Here is a 22,908-nt window from a genome sequence, read left to right on the forward strand (position 1 = left end):
CGTGATGATTTCCGGGCGATGACGGCGGTTGACGGTTCGGTGAAATCTGACAGGACCACTTCAGTGCCCGTCATCGGGAGGGGTACACTCCGAGGCGCCTTCCGGGCCGGCCGTCGGTGGATCTCCGCGGTGTCCGTCGGGTTGGCCGGTCCCACTCCCGCTGTCCCTGAACGCAGTTCGGGACCTGTGAGCAGGGCCGGAGTTGAAGGACCGCCGTCAGGTGGGGCGTTGGGCCGACCTGTATCCCATCGTGCCTGATCGGGGCGGGTGTTCGGGGCTCAGGAGGCCGCCGATCCGGCGGTCTGCGGCGGGGGAGTTTTCACTACCGTTATACGGTATGGCTAATATCCATCCGTCAGAGTCCTTATCAGATTCGACCAGTTCCGAACGACTGGCGTCATCTCCAAGGAGAATGCCCTGCGCACGCGCGCGTCTCGGCGGATCATCACGGGCCGGCTGTCGCTCCGCGCGACCCTGCTCGTGCTGGCGATCGTCCCCGGAGTGGCGCTGGCCGCCCTGTGGGCGGTCACCAGCGGACAGCTCCTGCTCGACTTCCAGCGCCAGGCCGCCCAGGGCCTGCTCGCTCAGAAGGCCGGCCAGCCGTCCAACATCGTCTACTACAACCTGCAGGAGGAGCGGCGCCTCAGCGCCGACGTCCTCGCCACCCACAGCGGCGTCAGCTCCGCGCTCCGCACCCAGCGGACGAAGACGGACGACGCGATCCGGGTCTTCCAGTCGCTCTCCGGCGTCACCGCCGACGACGCTCCGACGGAGGTCCGCGAGGCCGTCCTGGAGGCACGTCAGGCGATCAACCAGCTGCCCGCCCAGCGGGCCCTAGTCGACACCGGCGGCAGCGAGCAGCAGGCCACGGTCTACCGCTACTACACCGACCTCATCGCCGTCGACCTCCGGCTCTTCTCCTCGCTGAGCCACGTCGACAACGGCCGCATCACCACGATCTCCCAGCCGCTGGTCGACATGTTCTGGGCCAAGGAGATGATCTCCCGCTCCGACGCGCTGCTCGCCCGTGGCTGGCCCACCGGCAAGCTCTCCGTCGAGGACATGCAGCAGCTGCGGCAGGCCATCTCGGAGCAGACCTTCCAGTTCCAGACCAAGATCGCCCCCTACCTGCCCGAGTCCGAGGCCGCGATGTGGAAGGTCATCGCGGGCAGCAAGGAGTGGCAGGACAAGTCCACGGCCGAGCAGGCCCTGCTGAAGCCCGTCGAGCCGGACCGCACGGGCATGATCGCCCTCGGCACCGACCAGGGCCTCTGGCGGGCCTCGATCGACAGGACCAACCCCCGGCTGGTCGAGCTGCTGGAGCACCGCACCAGCCTCGTCGTCGACGAGGGCCAGGGCAGCATCATCTCGCTCGCGATCCGGCTCGGCCTCACCACGGTCGTCGGCCTGCTCGCCGTCGTCATGGTCGTCCTCACCTCCTGGCGCCTCACCCGCACGCTGCGCCGCCGGATCGGCCGGCTCCAGGGGCAGGCGCAGGAACTGCAGACCACCCTGCCCGAGGTCGTCGAACGCCTCGGCCGCGGCGAGCAGATCGACGTCGAGGCGCAGGCCAAGGCGATCGAGCGCGACCCGTGGGCCCGGACGGACGACGAGCTCGCCAAGCTCGGGCAGGCGTTCAACCTCGCCCGCACCAGCGCGCTGGAGGCCGCCGTCGCGCAGGCCGAGCAGCACCGCGGCTTCGAACGCCTCTTGCAGCGAATCGCCCGCCGCACCCAGCTCCTCATCGGCCAGCAGCTCAAGAAGCTCGACGAGCTGGAGCGCCGCCACGAGGACCCGGAGATCCTGGAAGGGCTCTTCGACCTCGACCACCTCACCGCACGCCTGCGCCGCTACGAGGAGAACCTCGTCATCCTGGCCGGCGGCACCCCGCACCGGCGCTGGCGCAAGCCCGTCCCGCTGCTCGACGTCATGCGCGCCGCGCAGGGCGAGGTGCAGGACTACCGCCGGGTCGTCATCGACCTCGACGGCAGCCCCTGGCTCTCCGAGCGGGCGGTCGGCCCGGTCGCGCACGTCATCGCCGAGCTGATCGAGAACGCGCTCAGCTTCTCCCGTCCGCCGAACCCGGTCGAGGTGCGGGCCGGGCGGGTCAGCCGCGGCGTCGCGATCGAGGTCGAGGACCGCGGCCTCGGCATGGACGAGGAACAGATCGACGAGGCCAACGAGCTGATGACCCGTCCGCCGCGCGCGGACGTCCTCGCCCGCGGCGACGACATCCGCCTCGGCTTCTACGTCGTCGCCCGGCTGGCCGACCAGAACGGCCTGCGGGTCGAGTTCCGGCAGTCCGCCTTCGGCGGCACCCGGGTCGTCGTGCTCGTCCCCGACGACCTCCTCGTGCCCGACCCGGCCGCCCGCCCGGTGGCCGTGCCGCCGGTCCAGGGCGAGGGCCTGCCGGTCCGCTCCCGCGGCCGCGCACTCGCCGGGGTCACCGCGGCGCAGTCCGGCGGCCCGTCCGCCGCACCCGCGCTGATGCCGGGCGCACCGGAACCCCACCCGGTGCAGGAGGGACCGTACGTGCCGATCGAGGACCCGTACGCCCCCGCCGAGAGCCCGTACGCGCCCGCGGAGGCCGCCTTCCCCGGCGACCACGCCCCGCAGGCGGCGCACGACCCGTTCCTGGCAGCGGTGCAGCACGACGTCAACTACCCGGCGCCGCAGGCCTCCTACGGCCTGCCGGAGCCCTACCGCCCGGAGCCGGTCACCGCGGCCTCCTGGCCCGCGCAGCCGCCCGCCCCGGCCCAGCTGCACCCGCCGGTGCCGGTCGGCCCGCACCTGTCCGGCCCGCCGGCCGGTGCGGGCGGCGGCGAGCCCCCGCTGCCGCGGCGCGTCCGCCAGGCCAGCCTGGTGGACGAGCTCCGCGTCAACCCGAACGACACCCCCGCGGCGCCCGCGCCGCCGCGCTGGGACGAGAACCCGCTGTTCCGGCCGGCCCCCCGACGGGCCGGAGCGGCGATCGGTGCGTTCCAGCGGCGGTCCCGGGCCGCCCGTACCGGCGACGCGCCCACCGCGTCCCAGCCCGGCACGGACGGCCACGGCGACGGACAGCACGCCGGCGACACCTGGAACACCCCTCCCATCCCGACGAGAGAAGACCGGTCATGACGCGCACAATCGCCACCCACCAGGACCTCGACTGGCTGCTCGACGGCCTGGTGGACTCCGTGGCCGGTACGAGAAACGCCGTCCTGCTCTCCGACGACGGCCTCGTGGTGAGCCACTCCCGCACGATCGACCGCTCCGACGCCGAGCGACTGGCGGCCGTCGCCACCGGCCAGCAGAGCCTGGCGCGCGGCGTGGGCCAGCTCTTCGCGGGCGGCCCCGTGCACCAGGTGATCGTCGAGCTCGCCGACCTGTGGCTGTTCATCATCGCCGCCGGCCAGGGCACCCACCTGGCCGTCGTCGCCTCGCAGGAGGTCGACGCCGAGGTCATGTCGCTCGCCATGCACAACCTCGTGCAGCAGGTCGGCCAGAAGCTCACCAGCCCGATGCGCGGCGACTTCGACGCCTTCGGCAGCCGTGGCGGGCAGCGCGGGTGAACCCGTACTGGGACGAGGAGGAGGCCGACGACGGCGCGGACAGCATGGTCCGCCCGTACACCATCACCCGGGGCCGCACCGCCCCGGAGCGCGACGACTTCACCCTCATCACCCTGCTCACCACCGTGCAGGAGCCGGTCGACGCGTACGGCGCCCCGGTGCGGCCCGGCCGGCTCCAGCCGGAGCACCGGATGATCGTCGACCGCTGCCGCCACCCCGCGGCCGTGGCCGAGGTCGCCGCAGACCTGAACCTGCCGGTCTCCGTGACCAAGATCCTGCTCGGCGACCTCGTCGAGCAGGGCCTCCTGACGGCCCGTGCCCCGCTCTCGGTGGCCCGGGCCGCGGGCGGCGCCGACCGCGGCCTGCTGGCCGCCGTACGTGAGGGACTGAGGAGGCTCTGAGATGACGAACACCCAGGCGGGCGCCGCCGCCGTCAAGATCCTGATCGCCGGTGGATTCGGCGTCGGCAAGACCACCATGGTCGGCGCGGTCAGCGAGGTGGCCCCGCTGCGCACCGAGGAGTACCTCACGACGGCCAGCGTCGGCGTGGACGACCTCGCCGGGGTCGGCCAGAAGGACACCACCACGGTGGCGCTGGACTTCGGCCGTATCACGGTCAGCCCCGAGCTGGTGGTGTACCTCTTCGGCACGCCCGGCCAGGAGCGGTTCTGGTTCATGTGGAACGACCTGGTCAACGGTGCGCTCGGCGGTGTGGTCATCGCCGACACCCGGCGCCTGGAGACGAGCTTCGCCTCCATCGACTTCTTCGAGAGCCGCGGCATCCCGTTCGTCGTCGCGATCAACTGCTTCCACGGCCACAACACCCGGACCCCCTCGGAGATCAGGGCCGCCCTCGACCTCGATCCGCACGTGCCGATGCTGGTGGGCGACGTCCGCGAGCGGGCCTTCAACCGCGACGTGCTGCTCTCCCTGGTCGACCACCTGATGGCGCTGCCCGTCGCCGGCTGACCGGCCGGCTCCACCCCTGCACCGTCTCCTGCTCCACGCGGCCGGCCGCTGCCCGGCCGCCACCAGAACCCCGGAGAGACCTGACATGGCAACACCCCTGCGCGTCCTCGTCCACGGCGGCGGCATCGGCGGCCTCAGCCTCGCCGTCGCGCTCGCCCGCCGCGGCCACACCGTGGAGGTCGCCGAGCTCCGCGACGAGCTGGACGCCCTCGGCGTCGGCATCATCCAGCCCTCGAACGCCCTGCACGTCATGCGCGAGCTCGGCGTGCTCGACGCCTGCCTCGCCGAGGGCTTCGAGTGGGAGGTGCTCACCATCTGCGACCCCACCGGCGCCGTCCTGGCGAAGATCCCGCAGCCGCGGATGGACGGGGCGCCCGCCAACAACGGCATCCCGCGGCCGGCGCTCGCCGCCGTGCTCGGCCGGGCCGCCACCGAGGCCGGCGCGGTGATCCGCTTCGGCACGACGATCGCCGACCTCACCGACGACGGCGAGGGTGTCGACGTCACCCTCTCCGACGGCAGCACCGGCCGCTGGGACCTCGTCGTCGGCTTCGACGGCATCGGCTCCCCGCTGCGCAAGCGGCTGTACGGCGACCGCTACGCCCCCGAGTACACCGGCTTCGCCAACTGGCGGGTCACCGTGCCCCGCCAGGGTGACGTGCAGGGCGTCGTGATGAGCACCGGCAACCAGGCGGCGAAGGCGCTGCTCACGCCGATCACTCCCGACGACATGTACCTGGGCTCGGTGTTCGCCGAGGCGGAGGACTTCCGTCCGGACCCGGCGCGGGCCCACGAGGAGCTCGCCGAGCGGCTGTCGGCGTTCTCCGGCCCGGTCGCCGAGGCTCTCACCCACGTCACGGACCCGTCCGCGGTGGTCTACTCGCGGATCTCCCAGGTCACGGTGGACGAGCCCTGGCACGTCGGCCGGGTCGTGCTCGCCGGCGACGCGGCGCACGCGTCGACGCCGCACCTCGCCCAGGGTGCGGCGATGGCGGTCGAGGACGCCCTCGTGCTGGCCCTGTCGCTGGACGGCTCCGACTCGGTGCCGTCCGCGCTGGAGGCCTGGGAGGCCCGCCGGCGTCCGCGCGCGATGTTCGTCCAGGCGCTCTCGCGGGCCGTGCTCAAGCAGGAGACCGGCACCGCGACCACGCCGGAGGAGGACGAGCTGCTGAAGATCGGCATCCCCGGCGCGGCGCACGTCCTCGCCAAGGCGTACTGACGGCTGCACCACGGAAGGGGCGGGACGGGGGCCCTCCCGTCCCGCCCCTTCCGTGTGGTGCGCGCGGTCGCCGCGCGGTGCGGCGGTGTGCGGTCAGTTCAGGGACGGGAAGAGGTCGAGGAACGGCTGCGTCGTCACGGAGATGCCCCGGCCGAAGGGATCGTCGAAGTCCCAGATGAGGAAGAGCAGGAAGGCGATCAGCGCGCTGAACGTGCCGGCCAGGACCAACTCCCGTGCGGAGCGCCGGATCTGCAGCGCGAACATCATGCCCACGGTGACCACGGCGCCCACGATCAGCCCGAACCAGACGACACCCGGCATGGACGGGCCGGTGCTCTGGCCCCGGGCCGTGCGCGACTCGTCCGTGGCCGCGATCCGGTCCATGACCGGCTGGTAGACCTGCGCCTCCAGGTCGGACTGCGGGACGCGTGAGGCGACGTCCTGCCGCAGCCGGTCGAGCAGTTCGGTGCCGCGCGGCGAGATCTCGCCCTTCTCCTTCATGTACGACCACTCGGTGTCGACGACGAACGACACGTACGCGTCGACGTCGCCGCGGACCCGCGCCCGGAAGTCGGCGGGGTAGATCTCGGCGCGGGCGCTGATCTCGTGCAACGCCTGTGCCTCGTTGAGCAGTTCGTCCTGCGCGGCGCTGCGGGTCTCCCACACGCCGGCGATGGCGAGGCCGAGCACGATGGCGTACACGACGCCGATCATCATGGTGATGTACTCGATGACGTCCGGGGTCTCGGACGGGTCGTCGTCCTCACCCACCCGGCGCTGGCGCAGCACCACCACGGCGACGACGACCAGGCAGGCCGCCGTCATGGCGATCGCCAGGGCGAGCCACTCCGACATGTCAACTCCTGTTCAGCACAAGACGACGGCCGCCCCGGCGGGGGCGGTCGGTGGGGGCCGGCGGCGCCCGGCCGCCGGGGGTGGTCAGGACCGCCCGCGGCCGCCCCGGCCACGGGCCTTGAAGGCCGCGGCGGCGAGAACGGCGGGCACGGTGACGAGCATCATCGTGGTCACCGGCGACGTGCTGCGATGCCGCACCGGGGCGGCGGCGGGCGGCGACAGCGGCAGGCGGATCCGGCGGGGCGTCGGTGTCGGCGCGGGGGCCGGCGGTGGTGGGGGAGCCTCGGGGGTGACGACCGGGGCGGGCGGCGTGAAGGAAGGTTTCGGCCGGGGAACGGGCGGGGGAGCGGCAGGCGGGACGACGGCCGGAGGCACCGGTTTCGGCACCGGTTTCGGCGTCGGCGTCGGCTCGGGAGCCGGAGGCGTCGGTGTCGGCGTGGGGGTCGGTGTCGGTGTGGGCGTCGCGGTCGGCGTGGGGCAGGGCGTCGGCTTCGGCGGCGGGCACGGCTTCGGGGGCCTGGGGTGCTTCGGCGGCCGGTGCGCGGGGTGCTTCGGCGGCCGGGTCGGGTGCGCCGGGCGGCCGGGGTGTCCCTGGCCGGCGTACGGCAGGTCGACCCGGGTGCCGGTGACGGTCTCCGTGCGGAGGTCGAGGAAGCCCTCGACGTGCACCTCGGTCACGCTCGTGGTGCCGACCGCGACGGCGGTGTCCGAGACCTCGACCGCCACGGACGTGCAGGTCGTGACCTCGACCGCCGGCCCGTGGGGCACGCCGGCGGCGCCCGTCAGGAGCGCACAGGCCGCGGTCGCCCCCAGCACGGCCCCGGCCAGGCGGGCGGGGCGGCCCGTCGGCGTGAACGGTTCCGGCATGGTGTCCTTCGTGCCCTTCCGGGTCGGGGGATCGGGGTGTGCAGCGTGCACGGCTGGTGCCGGGCGGCTCGACGGGGCCGCCCGGCACCAGGTCAACCCGGTTCGTGGCGGCCGGGTTACGGCCGCCACCCGGTCAGCTGCGGCCGTTCGCGATCTGGACGTTCTCCAGCACGCCGACCGCGTCCGGCACGAGGATGGCCGCCGAGTAGTAGGCGGTCACCAGGTACGAGATCAGCGCCTTCTCGTCGATGCCCATGAACCGCACCGACAGGCTCGGCTGGTACTCGTCCGGGATGCCGGTCTGGTGCAGGCCGATGACGCCCTGGTTGTCCTCGCCGGTGCGCATCACCAGGATCGAGCTGGTGCGCTCCTTGGTGATCGGGATCTTGTCGCACGGCAGGATCGGCACGCCGCGCCAGGCCGGCACCTGGTGGCCGTGCAGGTCGACGTGGTCCGGGTAGAGCCCGCGGGAGTTGAGCTCGCGGCCGATGGCCGCGATGGTCCGCGGGTGGGCGAGGAAGTAGTCCGAGTCGCGGCGGCGGCTGAGCAGCTCGTCGAGGTCGTCCGGGGTGGGCGGGCCCGAGTGGGTCTGGACGCGCTGCGCGAAGTCGGCGTTGTTGAGGAGGCCGAACTCCGGGTTGTTGACGAGCTCGTACTCCTGCCGCTCGCGCAGCGCCTCGATGGTGAGGCGCAGCTGCTGCTCGATCTGGTTCATCGGCTGGTTGTAGAGGTCGGCGACCCGGGTGTGCACCTTGAGCACGGTCTGGGCGACGCTCAGCTCGTACTCGCGGGGGCGCAGCTCGTAGTCGACGAAGGCGCCGGGCAGCTGCACCTCGCCGGTGTGGCCGGCCGACATGGCGATCTCGGCCTCGCCGCGGGCGTTCTGCCGCTGGTGCGGCAGCGAGAGGAACTCCCGCAGGTGCGCCTGCAGGCTCGGCGCACCGTCGAGGACGGCCTCGAACTCGCGGCGGGAGAGCGTGAGCACGGTGCCCGCGGTGGTGGAGGTGGCGGTGTACTCCCAGGCGGCGTCCGGGTCGAGCAGGGCGGACTCGCCGAAGCGGTCGCCGTCGCCCAGCACCTCCAGCGTGGTGGAGTCGCCGTACCGGCCGGTGCCGATCTGCTTGATCCGGCCGTGCGCGACCAGGTGGATGTGCTCGGCCGGGCTGCCCTGTTCGACGAGCACCTCGCCGGGGCCGAAGTCGCGCTGCACGCAGCGGTCGGCCAGCGCGGTCAGCACCTCGACGTCGTCGTAGCCGCGCAGCAGGGCGAGTTCGCCGAGCTCGCGGGGGATCACCCGGACCCGGGATCCGGTCTTGACGAACTCGATCCGGCCGTCGCCGACGGTGTAGGTGAGCCGGCGGTTCACCCGGTAGGTGCCGCCCGAGGTCTGCACCCAGGGCAGCACCCGCAGCAGCCAGCGGGAGGTGATCTCCTGCATCTGCGGCGCGGACTTGGTGGTCGTGGCGAGATTTCGGGCGGCAGCCGTGGCAAGGCTGGACTGCTGCTGCACCTGCGGTGCCTCCGGGCTCGCGTCCACGGACATCGGCAGGGTTCTCCTTCGTGTGGTGCCGCCGCCCGCTCTTCCGGGCATGGCGCGGCGTCAGATCTTCTTCAGGGAAGGGAAGATGGCGTCCCCGCATCGGCCGGGCCACCCAGACCGGAACACTAGATCGTCTCCGGGCCTTGATCCGTCAGGAGGACGCGGCACCACCCCATAGTGTGAAAAAACCGGGGTGGAGGATTGATCACTGATCTCCGGGCGTTGACCGGGCGTGACCGAAACGGCCGGCGGGTCGCGGTGTACTGCACCTGGCGGGCACCGGTTACCGGATTCCGGGCGGCACCTGATAGGAAGTCAGCAGTGCCGGGGGGAACGTCCTCCGGCGCAGTACGGGGGGACGGGCATGGACAGCGGGGAGAGCACGGCCGTGGTGGTCGTCGGGGCGGGGCCGGCCGGTCTCGTGCTCGGCAATCTGCTGCTCGCGGCGGGCGTCGAGTGCGTGGTCGTGGAGCGGCGGAGCCGGGCCCACGTCGAACAGCGGGCGCGCGCGGGCTTCCTGGCCGCGCACACGGTGCGGGTGCTGACCCGGCACGGCCTCGCCGACGGCCTGGCCGCGGACGGGCAGCAGCACCACACCTGCTCGTTCCGCACCGCCGCGGGCGCGTTCGACCTCGACTACGCGGCCCTCGGCCGGGGCGAGGTGCACACCGTGTACCCGCAGCAGCACCTCGTCCGCGACCTGGTCGCCACGTTCCTGGCCCGCGGCGGCGACCTGCGGTTCGACACGGCGGCCGAGAGCATCACGGGCCTCGACACCGACCGGCCGACGGTCACCGTGCGCACCCCGGGCGGCGGGAGCACCCGGCTGCACGGCCGCTTCGTCGCCGGCTGCGACGGGCGGCACGGCACCGCCCGCGCCGCCGTGCCCGCGGGGGCGGTGCGCCGCTACCGCCGCGACCACGGCGTCTCCTGGCTGGCCCTGCTGGCCGAGGCCCCGCAGAGCATGGCCGCCGTCGCCTACGCGGTGCACGAGGACGGTTTCGCCGGGCACATGGCCCGCACCCCCGACGTCACCCGCTACTACCTGCAGTGCCCGCGCGGCGACGACCCGCAGGCGTGGCCGGACGACCGCGTCTGGGCGGAGCTGCACCACCGGATGCGCGCCGACCGCCACGGGCCGCTGCGGCAGGGCCCGATCGTCGAGCGCCGGGTCGTCGACATGGGGTCCGACGTGCTCGACCCGATCCGGTACGGCCCGCTGTTCCTGGTCGGCGACGCCGCGAGCCTGATCAGCCCGTCGGCGGCCAAGGGCGCCAACCTCGCCGTCATGGAGGCCGAGATCCTGGCCGCCGGGCTCGTCGCGGGCCTGCGCGGCGACACCGGGCCGCTCGACCGGTACTCCGCCGACTGCCTGCCGAGGATCTGGCGCGCGCAGGAGTTCTCGCACTGGATGATCGGCCTCCTGCACGGGCCCGCCGGCGACGGCGACGAGGCGGTCTTCCTGCGCGCCCTCCAGCAGGCCCGGCTGGAGAGCCTGCGCACCTCACGCCGCCACCAGGACCACTTCGCAGAGAACTACGTCGGCATCTGACCGCGCCGCCGTTCACCGATCGACCCACGGGGATCCGCATGACCACGCCGTACGGCGCAGCCCCGCTGCGCCTCGACCCGTCCGACCTCGACCGCGTGCGCCGCGCCGCCGCGTTCGTCGCGGCCAACGACACCGCAAGCGTCCTCGCCGCGCTGCTGCCGGGCCTGGGCGGGGCGGAGCGCGACGCCGTGGCCGCCCACACCGCCTTCGCGCACGCCGCGGTGCTGGTCTTCCCGTCCTCGCAGGACGGCCTGCCCGAGCTGCTGCGCGGGGAGGGCCTCGACACCGGGCCCGCCACGCCCAGCGTGGTCGTCCGCGAGCGCCTCGCCCGGCGCTACGGGCGGTCCGTCGACGCCCTGGAGGTCGGCATCCTCCGGGCTCCGGTGGCCGCCGCCGACGGCAGTGCGTGCGAGGTCGAGATCTTCGCGCTGTCCGTGCCGCCCGGCTCGGGGCTGGACACCGTGGCCGCCGGCGAGCGCGCCCACGACCACGAGGCGCACGTCGCCTTCGAGGTCACCACCGCCGACCCGGTGGTCCTCGCCGGGCTGCGGGCGACGCTGCTCGCCGACGGCCGGACGACCGCCGACGGCGGCGGCCACAACGCGTACGAGGGCTCCACCGTCCTCTACTTCCGCACCCCCGTCGAGCGCGGCCACCTGCGGCTGGAGCTGACCGCGCGGGGCCACCACCCCGGGGTGCTCGCCGCCCACGGGCGGTCGGCCGACCGTCCCGCCGATCAGCTGCTGCAGCTGATGACCGGGGCGTGGGCCACGCAGGCCGTCGCCGTCGCGGCCGAGCTCCGGCTCGTCGACCACCTCGACACCGCCCCGCGGCCCACCCCCGAACGGCTCGCCGCGCTCACCGGCACCGACCCCGACGCCCTGCGGCGCCTGCTCCGCTACCTGGCGGCGCTCGGGGTGCTCGCCCCGGACGGCGACACCTACCGGCCGACCCCGGTCGGGCTGCCGCTCCGCTCCGGCGGCGAGGGCTCCCTGCACCCGCTCGCCCTGCTGTACGGCGGCCCGTTCTACCGCTCGTTCGGCGAGCTCGGGTACGCCGTCCGCACCGGCCGGGACGCCTTCGTCCACACGTTCGGCGAGCACCACTTCCCGTACTTCGCCCGGCACCCCGGGCTGGCCGACCTCTTCGACCGGTCGATGGCGGCCGGGGCGGCGATGTTCGGCCCGGTCGCCGAGCTGGCGGACTTCGCCCGCGCCCGGACGGTCGTGGACGTCGCCGGCGGCAACGGCGAGCTGCTCGGCCGGATCCTGGGCGCGCACCCGCACCTGGAGGGCGTGCTGCTGGAGCGCGCCCACGTCGTCGAGGCGGCCCGCGACACCCTGGTCAAGGCCGGCTGCGCCGACCGCTGCCGCCTGGTGACCGGCGACTTCACCGAGGCCGTCCCCGAGGGCGGCGACGTCTACCTGCTCTCCCGGGTGCTGCACGACTGGGACGACCGGCAGTGCCTGGGCATCCTGCGGCGGCTCGCCGCGGCGATGCCCGCGCACGCCGAGCTCCTCGTCGTCGAACGCCTCCTGCCCGGGCCCGGCGAGGACCCGTCGCTGGCGGTGCCGTGGGACGTCCACATGCTCTGCAACGTCGGCGGCCGCGAGCGGACGGCCGGGCACTACGCCGCGCTGCTCGCCGAGGCCGGATTCACCCTCGCCGGTGTGGCCGAGCTGCCGCTCGGCGGGGCGCTCCTCACCGCCCGACGGGCCGGGTGACCTGCCGGTTCCGGGCGGCGGCCGCCCGGAACCGCCCGCCGGCCCGCCCGGCTCCGGTGGTGCGGCCCGGCCCGGCTCCCCTCACCCTGGAGGGGGAGCCCCCGGCCGCCGCGGCCGGCGACGGCTCCCCGGGCGGGCCCCGGATCGTCCGACGGCCGCCGGCACCGCACACCTGAGGAGCCGATGTGATCGACGAACCCACCGAGGCGGGACCGATCGACTACGTGATCGTCGAGTTTCCCGGCAGCCGCATGACCGGTGAGGGCATTCCGCTGCTCGTCGACCTCGTCGACCGCGGCATCATCCGGATCATCGACCTGATGTTCGTGAAGAAGGAGACCGACGGCTCGGTCGTCGGCCTGGAGATCGCCGACATGACCGGCGACGGGCAGCTCGACCTGGCCGTCTTCGAGGGCGCCGCCTCCGGCCTGCTCGGCCAGGACGACCTCGACGAGGTCGCCGCCGTGCTGGAGCCCGGGAACTCCGCGGGCATCTTCATCTACGAGAACCTGTGGGCCGCCCCGTTCGCCACGGCCCTCCGCCGCGGCGGGGCCCAGCTCGTGGCCAGCGGCCGCATCCCGATCGAGGCCGTCGTCGAGGTGCTCGACGCGCTCGACCCCGACCGCGGCTGACCCGGCCGCCCGTCCGCGACCAGTGAGGAGAGAGTGATGCCCGGACTGCTCAGAGGAGTCGCCCGTACGGCCGTCGTCGCGGGCACCGCGACGGCGGTGTCCAACCGCGTGTCCCGGCGGCAGCAGGGCCGCTGGGCGCAGCAGGAGGTCCAGCAGGCCCCGCCGCAGCAGGACTACCAGGCCCCGCCGCCGCCCCCGCCCGCCGCTCCCGCCGCGACCACCATGGAGAGCCGGATCGACCAGCTCAAGGAGCTGGCCACGCTGAAGGAGCAGGGTGTCCTCACCGATGCCGAGTTCCAGGTGCAGAAGGAGCGGATCCTCGCCGGCTGACGGATCCCCTCACGCGGCGGCGGCCCCACGGCGGGGCCGCCGCCGCGGTGCGTCCGGCCCCCGGCCCGGCCGGTGCCCCTCACAGGCGCGGCGATCACCGGTGCGGCAGGCGTAACGGCCCGGGACCGGCGCACGTCACACATGCGCAACAGGCTCTTCCTACGTTGGACCCGGGTGGGAGCGACCCACCCGGCCGGCCGTGTCGGCCCCGTTCGTTGCTGACGGGGTCGCGGGCCGGGGGCCACGAGAGGGGCAGCCGTGACGGTGCCGGAGCCGCGGACCGGGAGCAGCCGGGTGAGGACGGTCTGCTCGTACTGCGGTGTCGGCTGCGGCATGGTGCTGGACCTGACGCGGGAGCCCGACGGCCGCCGGAGGATCGCCAAGGCCTCCGGCGACCCGGCCCACCCGGCGAACGCCGGGCGGCTGTGCACCAAGGGCGCGACCCACGCCGACATGATGGCCGCCCCGGGACGCCTGGAGACCGCCCTCGTCCGCACGGACCGCAACGAGGAGCCCGTGCCGCTCGACGTGGACGCCGCGGTCGTCGCGGTCGCGGGCCGGCTGCGCGCGATCCTCGACGAGCACGGGCCGGACGCCCTGGCGTTCTACGTGTCCGGCCAGATGTCGCTGGAGGCGCAGTACCTGGCGAACAAGCTGGCGAAGGGCTTCGTGCGGACGAGCCGGATCGAGTCGAACTCGCGCCTGTGCATGGCGTCGGCCGGTTCGGGCTACAAGCTGTCGCTGGGTGCGGACGGCCCGCCCGGCTCGTACCAGGACTTCGACGCCGCGGACGCCTTCTTCGTGATCGGCGCCAACATGGCGGACTGCCACCCGATCCTGTTCCTGCGGATGATGGACCGGGTCAGGTCCGCGGGGGCGAAGCTCATCGTCGTCGACCCGCGGCGCAACGCCACCGCCGACAAGGCCGACCTCTTCCTCCAGATCAGGCCGGGCACCGACCTGGCCCTGCTGAACGGCCTGCTGCACCTGCTGGTGGAGAACGGCCACACGGACGAGGCGTTCGTCGCGGAGTTCACCGACGGCTGGGACGGCCTGCCCGAGTTCCTCGCCGACTACCCGCCGGCCACGGTCTCCGCGATCACCGGGATCCCGGAGGCGGACATCCGGCAGGCCGCGCAGTGGATCGGCGAGGCCGGCGAGTGGATGAGCTGCTGGACGATGGGCCTCAACCAGTCGACCCACGGCACCTGGAACACCAACGCCCTGGTCAACCTGCACCTCGCCACCGGCGCGATCTGCCGCCCCGGCTCCGGACCGTTCTCGCTGACCGGCCAGCCCAACGCCATGGGCGGCCGCGAGATGGGCTACATGGGCCCCGGCCTGCCCGGCCAGCGCTCCGTGCTCGTCGACGCCGAACGCGCCTTCGTCGAGGACCTCTGGGGCGTCGCGGCCGGCACGCTGCGCACGGAGGCGGGTGCCGGCACCGTCGAGATGTTCGAGCGGATGGCCGCCGGGGAGATCAAGGCGTGCTGGATCATCTGCACCAACCCGGTGGCCTCCGTCGCCAACCGCCGTACCGTGATCGAGGGCCTGGAGGCCGCCGACCTCGTCATCACCCAGGACGTGTTCGCCGAGACCGAGACCAACGCGTACGCCGACGTGGTGCTCCCCGCAACGCTGTGGGCGGAGTCCGACGGGGTGATGGTCAACTCGGAGCGCAACCTGACCCTGGTGCCCGGCGTCGTCGACGCGCCCGGCCAGGCGCTGCCGGACTGGCGTCTGATCGCGGACGTGGCCTGCGCGATGGGCTTCGCCGACGCGTTCACCTACGCGAGCGCCGAGGACGTCTTCGAGGAGCTCAAGCAGGCCTGGAACCCGGCCACCGGCTGGGACCTGCGCGGCGTCACCTACGACCGGCTGCGCGAGACGCCGGTGCAGTGGCCCGCCCCGTCCGCGGACGGCCCGGACCGCAACCCGATCCGCTACCTCAACGACGGCGTCAGCCAGACCCTGCTGGAGCGCGAGGACGGCACCCGGCCCCGGCTCGTCTTCCCCACCGGGACGGGCCGGGCCCGGTTCTTCGCCCGCCCGCACCTGCCGCCGGCCGAACTCCCCGACGACGACTACCCGTTCGTCCTCACCACCGGCCGCCTCCAGCACCAGTGGCACACCCTGACGAAGACCGGCAGGGTCGCCAAGCTCAACAGGCTCGACCCCGGCCCGTTCGTCGAGCTCCACCCCGAGGACGCCGCCGCCCTCGCGGTCACCGACGGCGACCACGTCGAGGTCGCCTCCCGCCGCGGCCGGGCCGTGCTGCCGGCCCGCGTCACCGACCGCGTCAGCCCGGGCGCCTGCTTCGCGCCGTTCCACTGGAACGACCTCTTCGGCGAGTACCTCAGCATCAACGCCGTCACCAACGACGCCGTCGACCCGGTCTCCTTCCAGCCCGAGTTCAAGGCCTGCGCCGTCTCGCTGACCCGGGTCGCCGCCGTCCGGGCCGCCGGGCCCGCGCCCGCCGCCGAGGCCGCGCACCCGGCCGCGGACGTCCGCGGTGCCGCGGCCGCGCAGGGCGCCGCCCTGGCCGCCGCGGGCGGCTCGGCGGTCGCCGTCCTCACCGAGCTGTTCTCGCTCACCGACTTCGCCCCGCCCGCGCTGGCCGACCACGAGCGGCGCTACCTCTCCGGCTACCTCGCCGGGCTGGGCTCCGCGACGACCGCCACCGCCGTCGGCACCGTGCCGGTGCTCCCCGACAGTGCCCCGTTCGACCCGGCCCACGCACTGTGGGTCGACGGCGTCCTGGCCGGCCTGTTCTCGCGCAGCGCCGCCCCGCAGCAGGCGCCCGCCGCCGACCCCGCCGCGGCCGCCGTGCCCGGCCGGAGCCTGGTCGTGCTGTACGCCTCGCAGACCGGCAACGCCGAGGAGTTCGCCGTCGCCGCCGCGGCCCGCCTCACCGCCGCCGGCCGTGCCCCCGCCCTGCTCTCCATGGCCGACGCCACCCCGGACCGGCTCACCGCCACCACCGACCTGCTGATCGTCACCAGCACCTTCGGCGACGGCGACGCCCCCGACAACGGCGCCGACTTCTGGGACACCCTCACCGCCGACGGCGCCGCCCGGCTCGACGGCCTGCGCTACTGCGTCCTCGCCTTCGGCGACTCCAACTACGACGACTTCTGCGGCCACGGCCGCCGCCTCGACGAACGCCTCGACGAGCTCGGCGCCGCCCGGCTGATGCCGCGCGTCGACTGCGAACCCGACTTCGAGGAGCGCGCCGACCGGTGGCTCGACGAGGTGCTCGCCGTACTGTCCGCCGGGGCGGGCCCCGCCCCCGCCGGCCCGCCCGCCGCTGCCGCCCCGCCGTCCGCGGCCCGCCCCACCAAGGCCGCCCCCTACACCGCCCGCCTCAGCGGCAACCGGCTGCTCAGCCTGCCCGGCGCCGCGAAGGAGGTCCGCCAGTTCACCTTCGACATCGGCGGCGGGCAGCTGGAGTACGAGGCCGGCGACGCCCTCGGCGTCTGGCCGGTCAACTGCCCCGAGCTCGTCGTCGAGTGGCTGGAGGCCACCGGCCAGCACCCCGACACCGAGGTCGACCTCGACGGCCACGGCCGGATCACCATCGGCGAGGCCCTGCACCGCCACCTCGACCTCACCCGGATCACCCCCGACCTGCTGCGCTTCACCGCCGACCGCACCGCCGACGACCGCATGCTGCGCAAGCTGCTGCGCCCGGACAACAAGGGTGAGCTGGCCAAGTGGAGCTGGGGCCGGCAGGCCGTCGACGTCGTCGTCGAGTACGCCGTCGAGGCCACCGCCCAGGAGTGGGCCGACGTGCTGAAGCGGCTCCAGCCGCGGCTGTACTCGATATCGTCGAGCCCGCTCGCCGACCCGGCGAAGGTGCAGCTCACCGTCTCCGTGCTGCGGTTCGACAACCACCAGGGCCGCCGCCGCAAGGGCGTCGCGTCGAGCTTCCTCGCGGACGCCGCCCCCGACACGCCCGTGCGGATCTTCGTGCAGCGCTCCGCGCACTTCCGTCCGCCGACCGACCCGGCCGTCCCCGCCATCATGGTCGGCCCGGGCACCGGCGTCGCCCCGTTCAAGGGCTTCCTCGACGAGCGGCGCGCCCGCGGTCACCGCGGCCGCAACTGGCTGTTCTTCGGCGAACAGCGCCGCGCCACCGACTTCTACTACCGGGACGAGCTCGACGCCCTGCGCGAGCAGGGCACGCTCTCCCGCCTCGACCTCGCCTTCTCCCGCGACCAGCGCGCCAAGGTGTACGTGCAGGACCGGATGCGGGAGAACGGGGCCCAGCTCTGGTCCTGGCTCCAGGACGGCGCCCACGTCTACGTCTGCGGTGACGCCGGCCGCATGGCCAAGGACGTCGACCAGGCGCTGCGCGACATCGTCGCGGCCCACGGCGGCCTCGGCGAGGCCGACGCGGCCGCGTACGTGAAGCAGCTCGCGGTGGACAAGCGCTACGCCCGCGACGTGTACTGACCCCGGGACGGCACCGCGCCGTCCGCGCCCGCACCCGGCCGTGCGCGGCGGGGGGCCGGCGGGGTCCGGGGACGGGGAGCGGGACGTGCAGGGGGAACAGCTGATCGCCGTCGTGGAGGCACTGCAGGCGTCCGCCGTACGGGTGTGGGTCGGCGGCGGCTGGGGGATCGACGCGCTGCTCGGCGCCCGGACCCGGCCGCACCGGGACGCCGACCTGATGCACGACGTGCGCGACGAGCCGGTGCTGCTCGCCGTGCTCGGCGCGGCCGGTTTCGTGCAGACGCTCGACCAGCGGCCGGTGCGGTTCGTCCTGGCGCACCCCGACGGCCGCGAACTGGACCTGCACCCGCTGGAGTTCGCCCCCGACGGCAGTGCCGTCCAGCGTTCCTTCGACCCGGACCGACCCTTCCCCTACCCCGCGGACTGCTTCGTCACCGGCCTGGTGCTCGGTGTGCCGGTGCCCTGCCTGTCGGCCGCGCAGCAGGTCTTCTTCCACCAGGGCTACGAGCCGGCCGACCGGGACAGGGCGGACATGGCGCACCTGCGCCGGGCGTTCGGCATCGCGACGCACTTCTGACCGGCGCTCCGGAACCGCCCGCGCTCCCAACCGGCGGACGGCTGCGGCCCCGCCGCGGCCGCGTTCGGGCGGAGCCGCGCCGGGCACACGGCCACCGTGCGTCCGAAGGCCCGTCCGGGTCTGCTTCGATGGGGGCGAACCCCCGACCCCGGAAGGACCCGGTGCTGAACACCCCGCTGGCCGAGACCGTCTCGGCCGCTCTGCTGCTGCTCGTGCTCACCTGTGCGGTGGTCCGGCCCTGGGGGTGGCCGGAGGCCGCCGCCGCGGTGCCCGCCGCCGGACTGCTGATCCTCCTCGGGGCGATCCCGCCGGAGGACGTCGCCGAGGAGGCGGCCCGGCTGGGGCCGGTCATCGGCTTCCTGGCGGCCGTCCTGGTCATCGCCGAACTCTGCGACGAGGAGGGGCTCTTCAGAGCCTGCGGCGCCTGGATGGCCCGCAGCGCCCGCGGGCTGCCGCAGCGGCTGCTCGTGCAGGTGTTCCTCGCCGCGTCGGTGACCACGGCGGTGCTCAGCCTGGACGCCACGGTCGTGCTGCTCACGCCGGTGGTCCTGGTGACGGCGGCCCGGCTCGGCGCCCCGCCCCGACCGCACGTGTACGCCTGCGCGCACCTCTCCAACACGGCGTCGCTGCTGCTGCCGGTCTCCAACCTGACCAACCTGCTGGCCTTCGCCGTGAGCGGGCTCAGCTTCACCCGCTTCGCGGCGCTGATGGCGCTGCCGTGGCTGGTCGCGATCCTCGCCGAGTACGTCGTGTTCCGGCGGTTCTTCGCGGCCGACCTGCACGCGCCCGCCGAGGTGCCGCCGACCGGACCGCCGCCGCCGCTCCCGCTCTTCGCCCTGGTCACGGTGGGCTGCACGCTCGCGGGCTTCGTGCTGACCTCGGCGGTCGGCCTCGACCCGGCGTGGGCGGCGGCGGCCGGTGCGCTGGCGCTCGCGGTGCGGGCGCTCGTCCGCGGCACCACGACGCCGCTGGGGGTGCTGCGCGCGACGAGCCCGCTGTTCCTCGCGTTCGTGCTCGGCCTGGGCATCGTCGTGCGGGCGGTGGTCGACAACGGGCTGGCGGACGGGCTCGGCCGGATCGTCCCGGACGGCACCTCCCTGGCCGCGCTGGCGGGCACCGCGGCGCTGGCCGCCGTGCTCGCCAACCTCATCAACAACCTGCCGGCGGTGCTCGTCCTGCTGCCGCTGACCGCGCCCACCGGGCCGGGCGCGGTGCTGGCCGTCCTCCTCGGCGTCAACATCGGGCCCAACCTGACCTACGCGGGCTCGCTGGCGACGCTGCTGTGGCGGCGCATCGTCCGGGAGCAGGACACCGACGTGCGCCTCGGCGAGTTCACCCGGCTCGGGCTGCTCACCGTGCCGGCGGCGCTGGCCGTCGCCGTCCTGGCGCTGTGGGTGTCGCTGCGGACGATCGGCACCTGAGGGCGCGTCGGCGGCCGGGGCCTACCAGTCCCGGGCGGCGGCGAGGAGGCGGGTGCGGACGTCCGCGACCGGCCGGGGTTCGGGGCCGCCGGCCCGCCGCACCAGGTAGGCGGTGTTGATCGGCGGGTCGGCCGGGGCGAGCAGCGCGGTCAGCCGTCCGGCGGCCAGGTCCTCCGCGCACAGGTAGCGCGGCAGCACGGTGATGCCGGCGCCCGCCACGACGGCGGCGAGCACCGCGCGCAGGTCCGGCACGACGAGGGCGGCCGGACCCGCCAGCCGGGTGTCGAAGACGTGCCGCCAGTACCGCCGGGCGATCGGGAGGTCCTCGGCGTACGTCACCAGGGGCACCCCGTCGAGGGCGGCGGGCCCCTCGGCGGCGATCCGGCCGGCCCCGATCCGGCGGGCCCACGCGGGCCCGGCGACGAGCACGAACTCCTCGTCGGCGAGCGGCACCGCGTCGAGCGCCCGCCCGCGCGGCCGGGTGGTCGCCACCACCAGGTCGTACCGGGCGGTGCGCAGCCCGGCCAGCAGGTCGTCGGTGAGGCCGGTGGTCACCCGCAGCCGGAGGCCGGCGCCGACCAGCGGCGCGAGGGCGGGCAGCGCGCAGATGCTCAGGAACTCGGCGGGCCCGGCGAGGCGGACGGGTTCCGCGGGCGCGGAGTCGTCGTGCGTGCCGCGTTCGGCGACGGCGGCGAGGGCGTCGAGCGGGCCGGCGACCTCGGCGGCTAGCAGGTCGGCGGCGGCGGTCGGGGCGACGCCGCGCGGCAGCCGTTCGAAGAGCGGATGCCCGGTCTGCTGTTCGAGGGCGCGGATCTGGGCGGTGACGGTCGGCTGGGAGAGCCGCAGCACCCGGGCCGCCGCCGTGAGCGAGCCGGCGCGGTGCACGGCGAGGAAGGTCCGCAGCAGGCCGAGGTCCAGGGGGCCGGCCGGTTCACCAGGGCGCATGGCAGCCCAGCCTAGACAGCGCGGCGGCCGCGGCACCCGGTGGGTGCCGCGGCCGCCGCCGGGTGCGCCGGTCCGTCAGTCCAGGCGGTACACCCCCCGGCGGCCGCGGCGCCCCCCCCCCCCCCCCCCCCCCCCCCCCCGCCGGGTGCGCCGGTCCGTCAGTCCTGGCGGTACACCGCCAGCGCCCAGATCACGAAGACGTCCAGGGCCAGCACGATCAGCGCCCACAGCGGGTAGTACGGCAGCCAGAGGAAGTTGACGATGCCGCTCACCGCCGCGGCGGCGATGCCCGTGTACCGGGCCCAGGTCATGCCGCGCAGCACGCCGATGCCGACGACGGCGAGGACGACGCCCAGGGCGATGTGGACCCATCCCCATGCCGTGACGTCCCAGCGGAAGACGTAGTTCGGGGTGGTGACGATCAGATCGTCCTGGGCGACGGCGACGATGCCCTGGAAGAGGTCGATCACCCCGTTCACCATCATGATCACGCCGGCGAACAGCACCAGGCCGGTGACCCAGGGACTGTTCTCCCGGCTCGGCGGCATGGTGCCCGTGGACGACGGGCCGGAGGGGGAGGCAGCGGAAGTCATGGTGTTCTCCCGTTCGGAGACGTACGGATGCTCCCGACGGTCCGGCCGCGGGGCCGGTGCGGCAAGCGGGACTGGGCCGTCGGGGTGTCGCCCGCGGGAGCGGGCCCGTCCGGACCGCCGCCCGCTGTCGCGGCCGGGCCCGGCGACGTAGTGTCCCGAGGGCAGGGGGTCCGACCGTCAGGAGAGGTGTCTCGTGGCTCTTCACGAAGCGCAGGACCAGGGCGAGTACGACGCGACGGTGGACCTGTACGCGTCCCCGCTGAGCGAGCACGTGCTCTCGAAACGGCGGATGCCCGACGACCACTCGCCGCCCGCCGTGGTCTACGCGCTCCTCCACAACGAGCTGCTCCTCGACGGCAACGCCGCCCAGAACCTCGCGACGTTCTGCACCACCTGGTCGGAGGACGAGGTCCACCGGCTGATGAACGAGTGCCTCGACAAGAACATCATCGACAAGGACGAGTACCCGCAGACCGCGGAGATCGAGTCGCGGTGCGTCAACATCCTCTCCGACCTGTGGCACGCCCCGCCCGGCAGCGGTGGCGCGGTCGGCTGCTCGACGACGGGTTCGAGCGAGGCCGCGATGCTCGGCGGCCTGGCGATGAAGTGGCGGTGGCGCAAGCGCCGGCAGGCCGCCGGGCTGCCGGCGGACCGGCCGAACCTGGTCTGCGGCCCGGTGCAGATCTGCTGGGACAAGTTCGCCCGGTACTTCGACGTCGAGCTGCGTCAGGTGCCCGTCGAGGACGGCGCCACCGGGCTGCAGCCGCACCAGCTGCGCGAGTACGTCGACGAGAACACGATCGGCGTCGTCGCGATCCTCGGGATCACCTACACCTGCGACTACGAGCCCGTCGAGGAGATCGCCGCCGAGCTCGACCGGCTGCAGGCGGAGACCGGCCTCGACGTGCCGCTGCACGTGGACGGCGCGAGCGGGGCCTTCGTCGCGCCCTTCCTGCACCCCGGCGTCGTGTGGGACTTCCGGCTGCCGCGCGTCGTGTCGATCAACGCGAGCGGCCACAAGTTCGGCCTGGCGCCGCTCGGCGTCGGCTGGGCGGTCTGGCGCGACCAGGACGCCCTGCCCGACGACCTCGTCTTCCACGTCGACTACCTCGGCGGCGACATGCCGACCTTCGCGCTGAACTTCTCCCGCCCCGGCGGCGAGATCGTCGCCCAGTACTACAACTTCCTGCGGCTCGGCCGCGGCGGTTACCGCCGCGTCCACCAGGCGTGCGCGGACACCGCGCAGTACCTCGGGCAGGAGATCGCCGCGATGGGCCCGTTCACCCTGCTCTACGACGGCAACGGCGGCCTGCCCGCGGTCGCCTACACCCTCACCGACCCCGCCGGCTCCCCGTGGTCGCTCTACGACCTCTCCGACCAGCTGCGGATGCGGGGCTGGCAGGTGCCCTCGTACCCGCTGCCGCCCGGCCGGCAGGACACCGTGATCCAGCGCGTGATGGTGCGGCACGGCATCGGCCGCGACGCCGTCGCCCTGCTCGCCGACGACATGCGGCGCTCCATCGCGACGCTGACCGGCGGCGGCCCGGCCGACTCCGAGCGGTCCTCCTTCCACCACTGACGGCGGCCCGGCCCGCCACGCCCGGGGCCGGGGTGCGCACCGCCTTCCGCCACTGAGTACGGTGGAAGGCGGGGACGAGGCGGCAGGAGGCGGCGG

The 22,908-nt window shown here is 74.3% G+C and carries 18 protein-coding genes; 13 read left to right on the forward strand and 5 right to left on the reverse strand.

The window, feature by feature from the left end; genetic code table 11:
• Positions 1-480 precede the first annotated feature (480 nt).
• The 5 genes from SNE206_RS02950 to SNE206_RS02970 all read left to right on the forward strand — a co-directional run bounded on the left by SNE206_RS02950 (position 481) and on the right by SNE206_RS02970 (position 5,742).
• Positions 481-3,120 (forward strand): nitrate- and nitrite sensing domain-containing protein, encoded by a 2,640-nt coding sequence (locus tag SNE206_RS02950; protein ID WP_407911732.1) that lies wholly within the window; start codon positions 481-483, stop codon positions 3,118-3,120.
• On the forward strand, positions 3,117-3,554 hold the full coding sequence (locus SNE206_RS02955) for a roadblock/LC7 domain-containing protein (protein ID WP_405010905.1): 438 nt from the start codon (positions 3,117-3,119) through the stop codon (positions 3,552-3,554). Before SNE206_RS02950 ends, SNE206_RS02955 begins: the two co-directional genes overlap by 4 nt.
• 44 nt (positions 3,555-3,598) lie before the next feature.
• Positions 3,599-3,955: a DUF742 domain-containing protein gene (locus SNE206_RS02960; protein ID WP_407911975.1), complete on the forward strand. Its 357-nt coding sequence runs from the start codon at positions 3,599-3,601 to the stop codon at positions 3,953-3,955.
• A gap of 1 nt (position 3,956) precedes the next feature.
• Positions 3,957-4,523, forward strand: a complete 567-nt coding sequence (locus SNE206_RS02965; RefSeq protein ID WP_407911733.1) for a GTP-binding protein — start codon at positions 3,957-3,959, stop codon at positions 4,521-4,523.
• An 85-nt stretch (positions 4,524-4,608) separates the two neighbouring features.
• Positions 4,609-5,742, forward strand: coding sequence for an FAD-dependent monooxygenase (locus SNE206_RS02970; RefSeq protein WP_407911734.1), 1,134 nt, complete (start codon positions 4,609-4,611; stop codon positions 5,740-5,742).
• Positions 5,743-5,835: 93 nt separating this feature from the next.
• Here SNE206_RS02970 and SNE206_RS02975 read toward each other — a convergent pair whose 3' ends face one another.
• The 3 genes from SNE206_RS02975 to SNE206_RS02985 form a co-directional block, all read right to left on the reverse strand.
• A complete protein-coding gene (locus SNE206_RS02975; RefSeq protein WP_407911735.1) occupies positions 5,836-6,597 on the reverse strand; it encodes a hypothetical protein in 762 nt (253 codons plus the stop codon).
• A gap of 84 nt (positions 6,598-6,681) precedes the next feature.
• Positions 6,682-7,464 carry a hypothetical protein gene (locus tag SNE206_RS02980; protein ID WP_407911736.1) on the reverse strand — a complete coding sequence of 261 codons (783 nt, stop codon included), beginning with the start codon at positions 7,462-7,464 and terminating at the stop codon, positions 6,682-6,684.
• 133 nt (positions 7,465-7,597) lie between these two features.
• On the reverse strand, positions 7,598-9,007 hold the full coding sequence (locus tag SNE206_RS02985; RefSeq protein ID WP_407911737.1) for a family 2B encapsulin nanocompartment shell protein: 1,410 nt from the start codon (positions 9,005-9,007) through the stop codon (positions 7,598-7,600).
• A 361-nt stretch (positions 9,008-9,368) separates the two neighbouring features.
• On the opposite strand from SNE206_RS02985, the gene SNE206_RS02990 reads away from it, so the two are divergent.
• From SNE206_RS02990 to SNE206_RS03020, 7 genes are all read left to right on the forward strand, one after another.
• Positions 9,369-10,556: a 4-hydroxybenzoate 3-monooxygenase gene (locus SNE206_RS02990; protein ID WP_407911738.1), complete on the forward strand. Its 1,188-nt coding sequence runs from the start codon at positions 9,369-9,371 to the stop codon at positions 10,554-10,556.
• A 38-nt stretch (positions 10,557-10,594) separates the two neighbouring features.
• Positions 10,595-12,280 (forward strand): methyltransferase, encoded by a 1,686-nt coding sequence (locus SNE206_RS02995; protein WP_407911739.1) that lies wholly within the window; start codon positions 10,595-10,597, stop codon positions 12,278-12,280.
• A gap of 185 nt (positions 12,281-12,465) precedes the next feature.
• A complete protein-coding gene (locus SNE206_RS03000; protein ID WP_407911740.1) occupies positions 12,466-12,912 on the forward strand; it encodes a DUF6325 family protein in 447 nt (148 codons plus the stop codon).
• A 36-nt stretch (positions 12,913-12,948) separates the two neighbouring features.
• Positions 12,949-13,242 (forward strand): SHOCT domain-containing protein, encoded by a 294-nt coding sequence (locus SNE206_RS03005; RefSeq protein ID WP_407911741.1) that lies wholly within the window; start codon positions 12,949-12,951, stop codon positions 13,240-13,242.
• A 258-nt stretch (positions 13,243-13,500) separates the two neighbouring features.
• Positions 13,501-17,697 carry a molybdopterin-dependent oxidoreductase gene (locus tag SNE206_RS03010; protein WP_407911742.1) on the forward strand — a complete coding sequence of 1,399 codons (4,197 nt, stop codon included), beginning with the start codon at positions 13,501-13,503 and terminating at the stop codon, positions 17,695-17,697.
• Between the two features lie 85 nt (positions 17,698-17,782).
• A complete protein-coding gene (locus SNE206_RS03015; protein WP_407911743.1) occupies positions 17,783-18,274 on the forward strand; it encodes a nucleotidyltransferase domain-containing protein in 492 nt (163 codons plus the stop codon).
• A gap of 164 nt (positions 18,275-18,438) precedes the next feature.
• Entirely contained in the window at positions 18,439-19,695 is a 1,257-nt protein-coding gene (locus SNE206_RS03020; protein WP_407911976.1) for an SLC13 family permease, read from the forward strand.
• Between the two features lie 21 nt (positions 19,696-19,716).
• Here SNE206_RS03020 and SNE206_RS03025 read toward each other — a convergent pair whose 3' ends face one another.
• Positions 19,717-20,640, reverse strand: coding sequence for a LysR family transcriptional regulator (locus SNE206_RS03025; protein WP_407911744.1), 924 nt, complete (start codon positions 20,638-20,640; stop codon positions 19,717-19,719).
• 158 nt (positions 20,641-20,798) lie between these two features.
• Positions 20,799-21,233: a hypothetical protein gene (locus SNE206_RS03030; protein WP_407911745.1), complete on the reverse strand. Its 435-nt coding sequence runs from the start codon at positions 21,231-21,233 to the stop codon at positions 20,799-20,801.
• Between the two features lie 193 nt (positions 21,234-21,426).
• On the opposite strand from SNE206_RS03030, the gene SNE206_RS03035 reads away from it, so the two are divergent.
• A complete protein-coding gene (locus SNE206_RS03035) occupies positions 21,427-22,812 on the forward strand; it encodes a glutamate decarboxylase (protein WP_407911746.1) in 1,386 nt (461 codons plus the stop codon).
• Positions 22,813-22,908 lie beyond the last annotated feature (96 nt).

Source organism: Kitasatospora sp. NE20-6, from assembly GCF_045862635.1.

What these genes read in the sequence shown, in the direction of transcription:
- SNE206_RS02970 (WP_407911734.1), top strand. Translation starts at nt 4,609, where the DNA reads ATGGCAACACCCCTGCGCGTCCTCGTCCACGGCGGCGGCATCGGCGGC.
- SNE206_RS02995 (WP_407911739.1), top strand. Translation starts at nt 10,595, where the DNA reads ATGACCACGCCGTACGGCGCAGCCCCGCTGCGCCTCGACCCGTCCGAC.
- SNE206_RS02990 (WP_407911738.1), top strand. Translation starts at nt 9,369, where the DNA reads ATGGACAGCGGGGAGAGCACGGCCGTGGTGGTCGTCGGGGCGGGGCCG.
- SNE206_RS03030 (WP_407911745.1), bottom strand. Translation starts at nt 21,233, where the DNA reads ATGACTTCCGCTGCCTCCCCCTCCGGCCCGTCGTCCACGGGCACCATG.
- SNE206_RS02980 (WP_407911736.1), bottom strand. Translation starts at nt 7,464, where the DNA reads ATGCCGGAACCGTTCACGCCGACGGGCCGCCCCGCCCGCCTGGCCGGG.
- SNE206_RS03025 (WP_407911744.1), bottom strand. Translation starts at nt 20,640, where the DNA reads ATGCGCCCTGGTGAACCGGCCGGCCCCCTGGACCTCGGCCTGCTGCGG.
- SNE206_RS02975 (WP_407911735.1), bottom strand. Translation starts at nt 6,597, where the DNA reads ATGTCGGAGTGGCTCGCCCTGGCGATCGCCATGACGGCGGCCTGCCTG.
- SNE206_RS02965 (WP_407911733.1), top strand. Translation starts at nt 3,957, where the DNA reads ATGACGAACACCCAGGCGGGCGCCGCCGCCGTCAAGATCCTGATCGCC.
- SNE206_RS02985 (WP_407911737.1), bottom strand. Translation starts at nt 9,007, where the DNA reads ATGTCCGTGGACGCGAGCCCGGAGGCACCGCAGGTGCAGCAGCAGTCC.
- SNE206_RS02960 (WP_407911975.1), top strand. Translation starts at nt 3,599, where the DNA reads ATGGTCCGCCCGTACACCATCACCCGGGGCCGCACCGCCCCGGAGCGC.
- SNE206_RS02955 (WP_405010905.1), top strand. Translation starts at nt 3,117, where the DNA reads ATGACGCGCACAATCGCCACCCACCAGGACCTCGACTGGCTGCTCGAC.
- SNE206_RS03005 (WP_407911741.1), top strand. Translation starts at nt 12,949, where the DNA reads ATGCCCGGACTGCTCAGAGGAGTCGCCCGTACGGCCGTCGTCGCGGGC.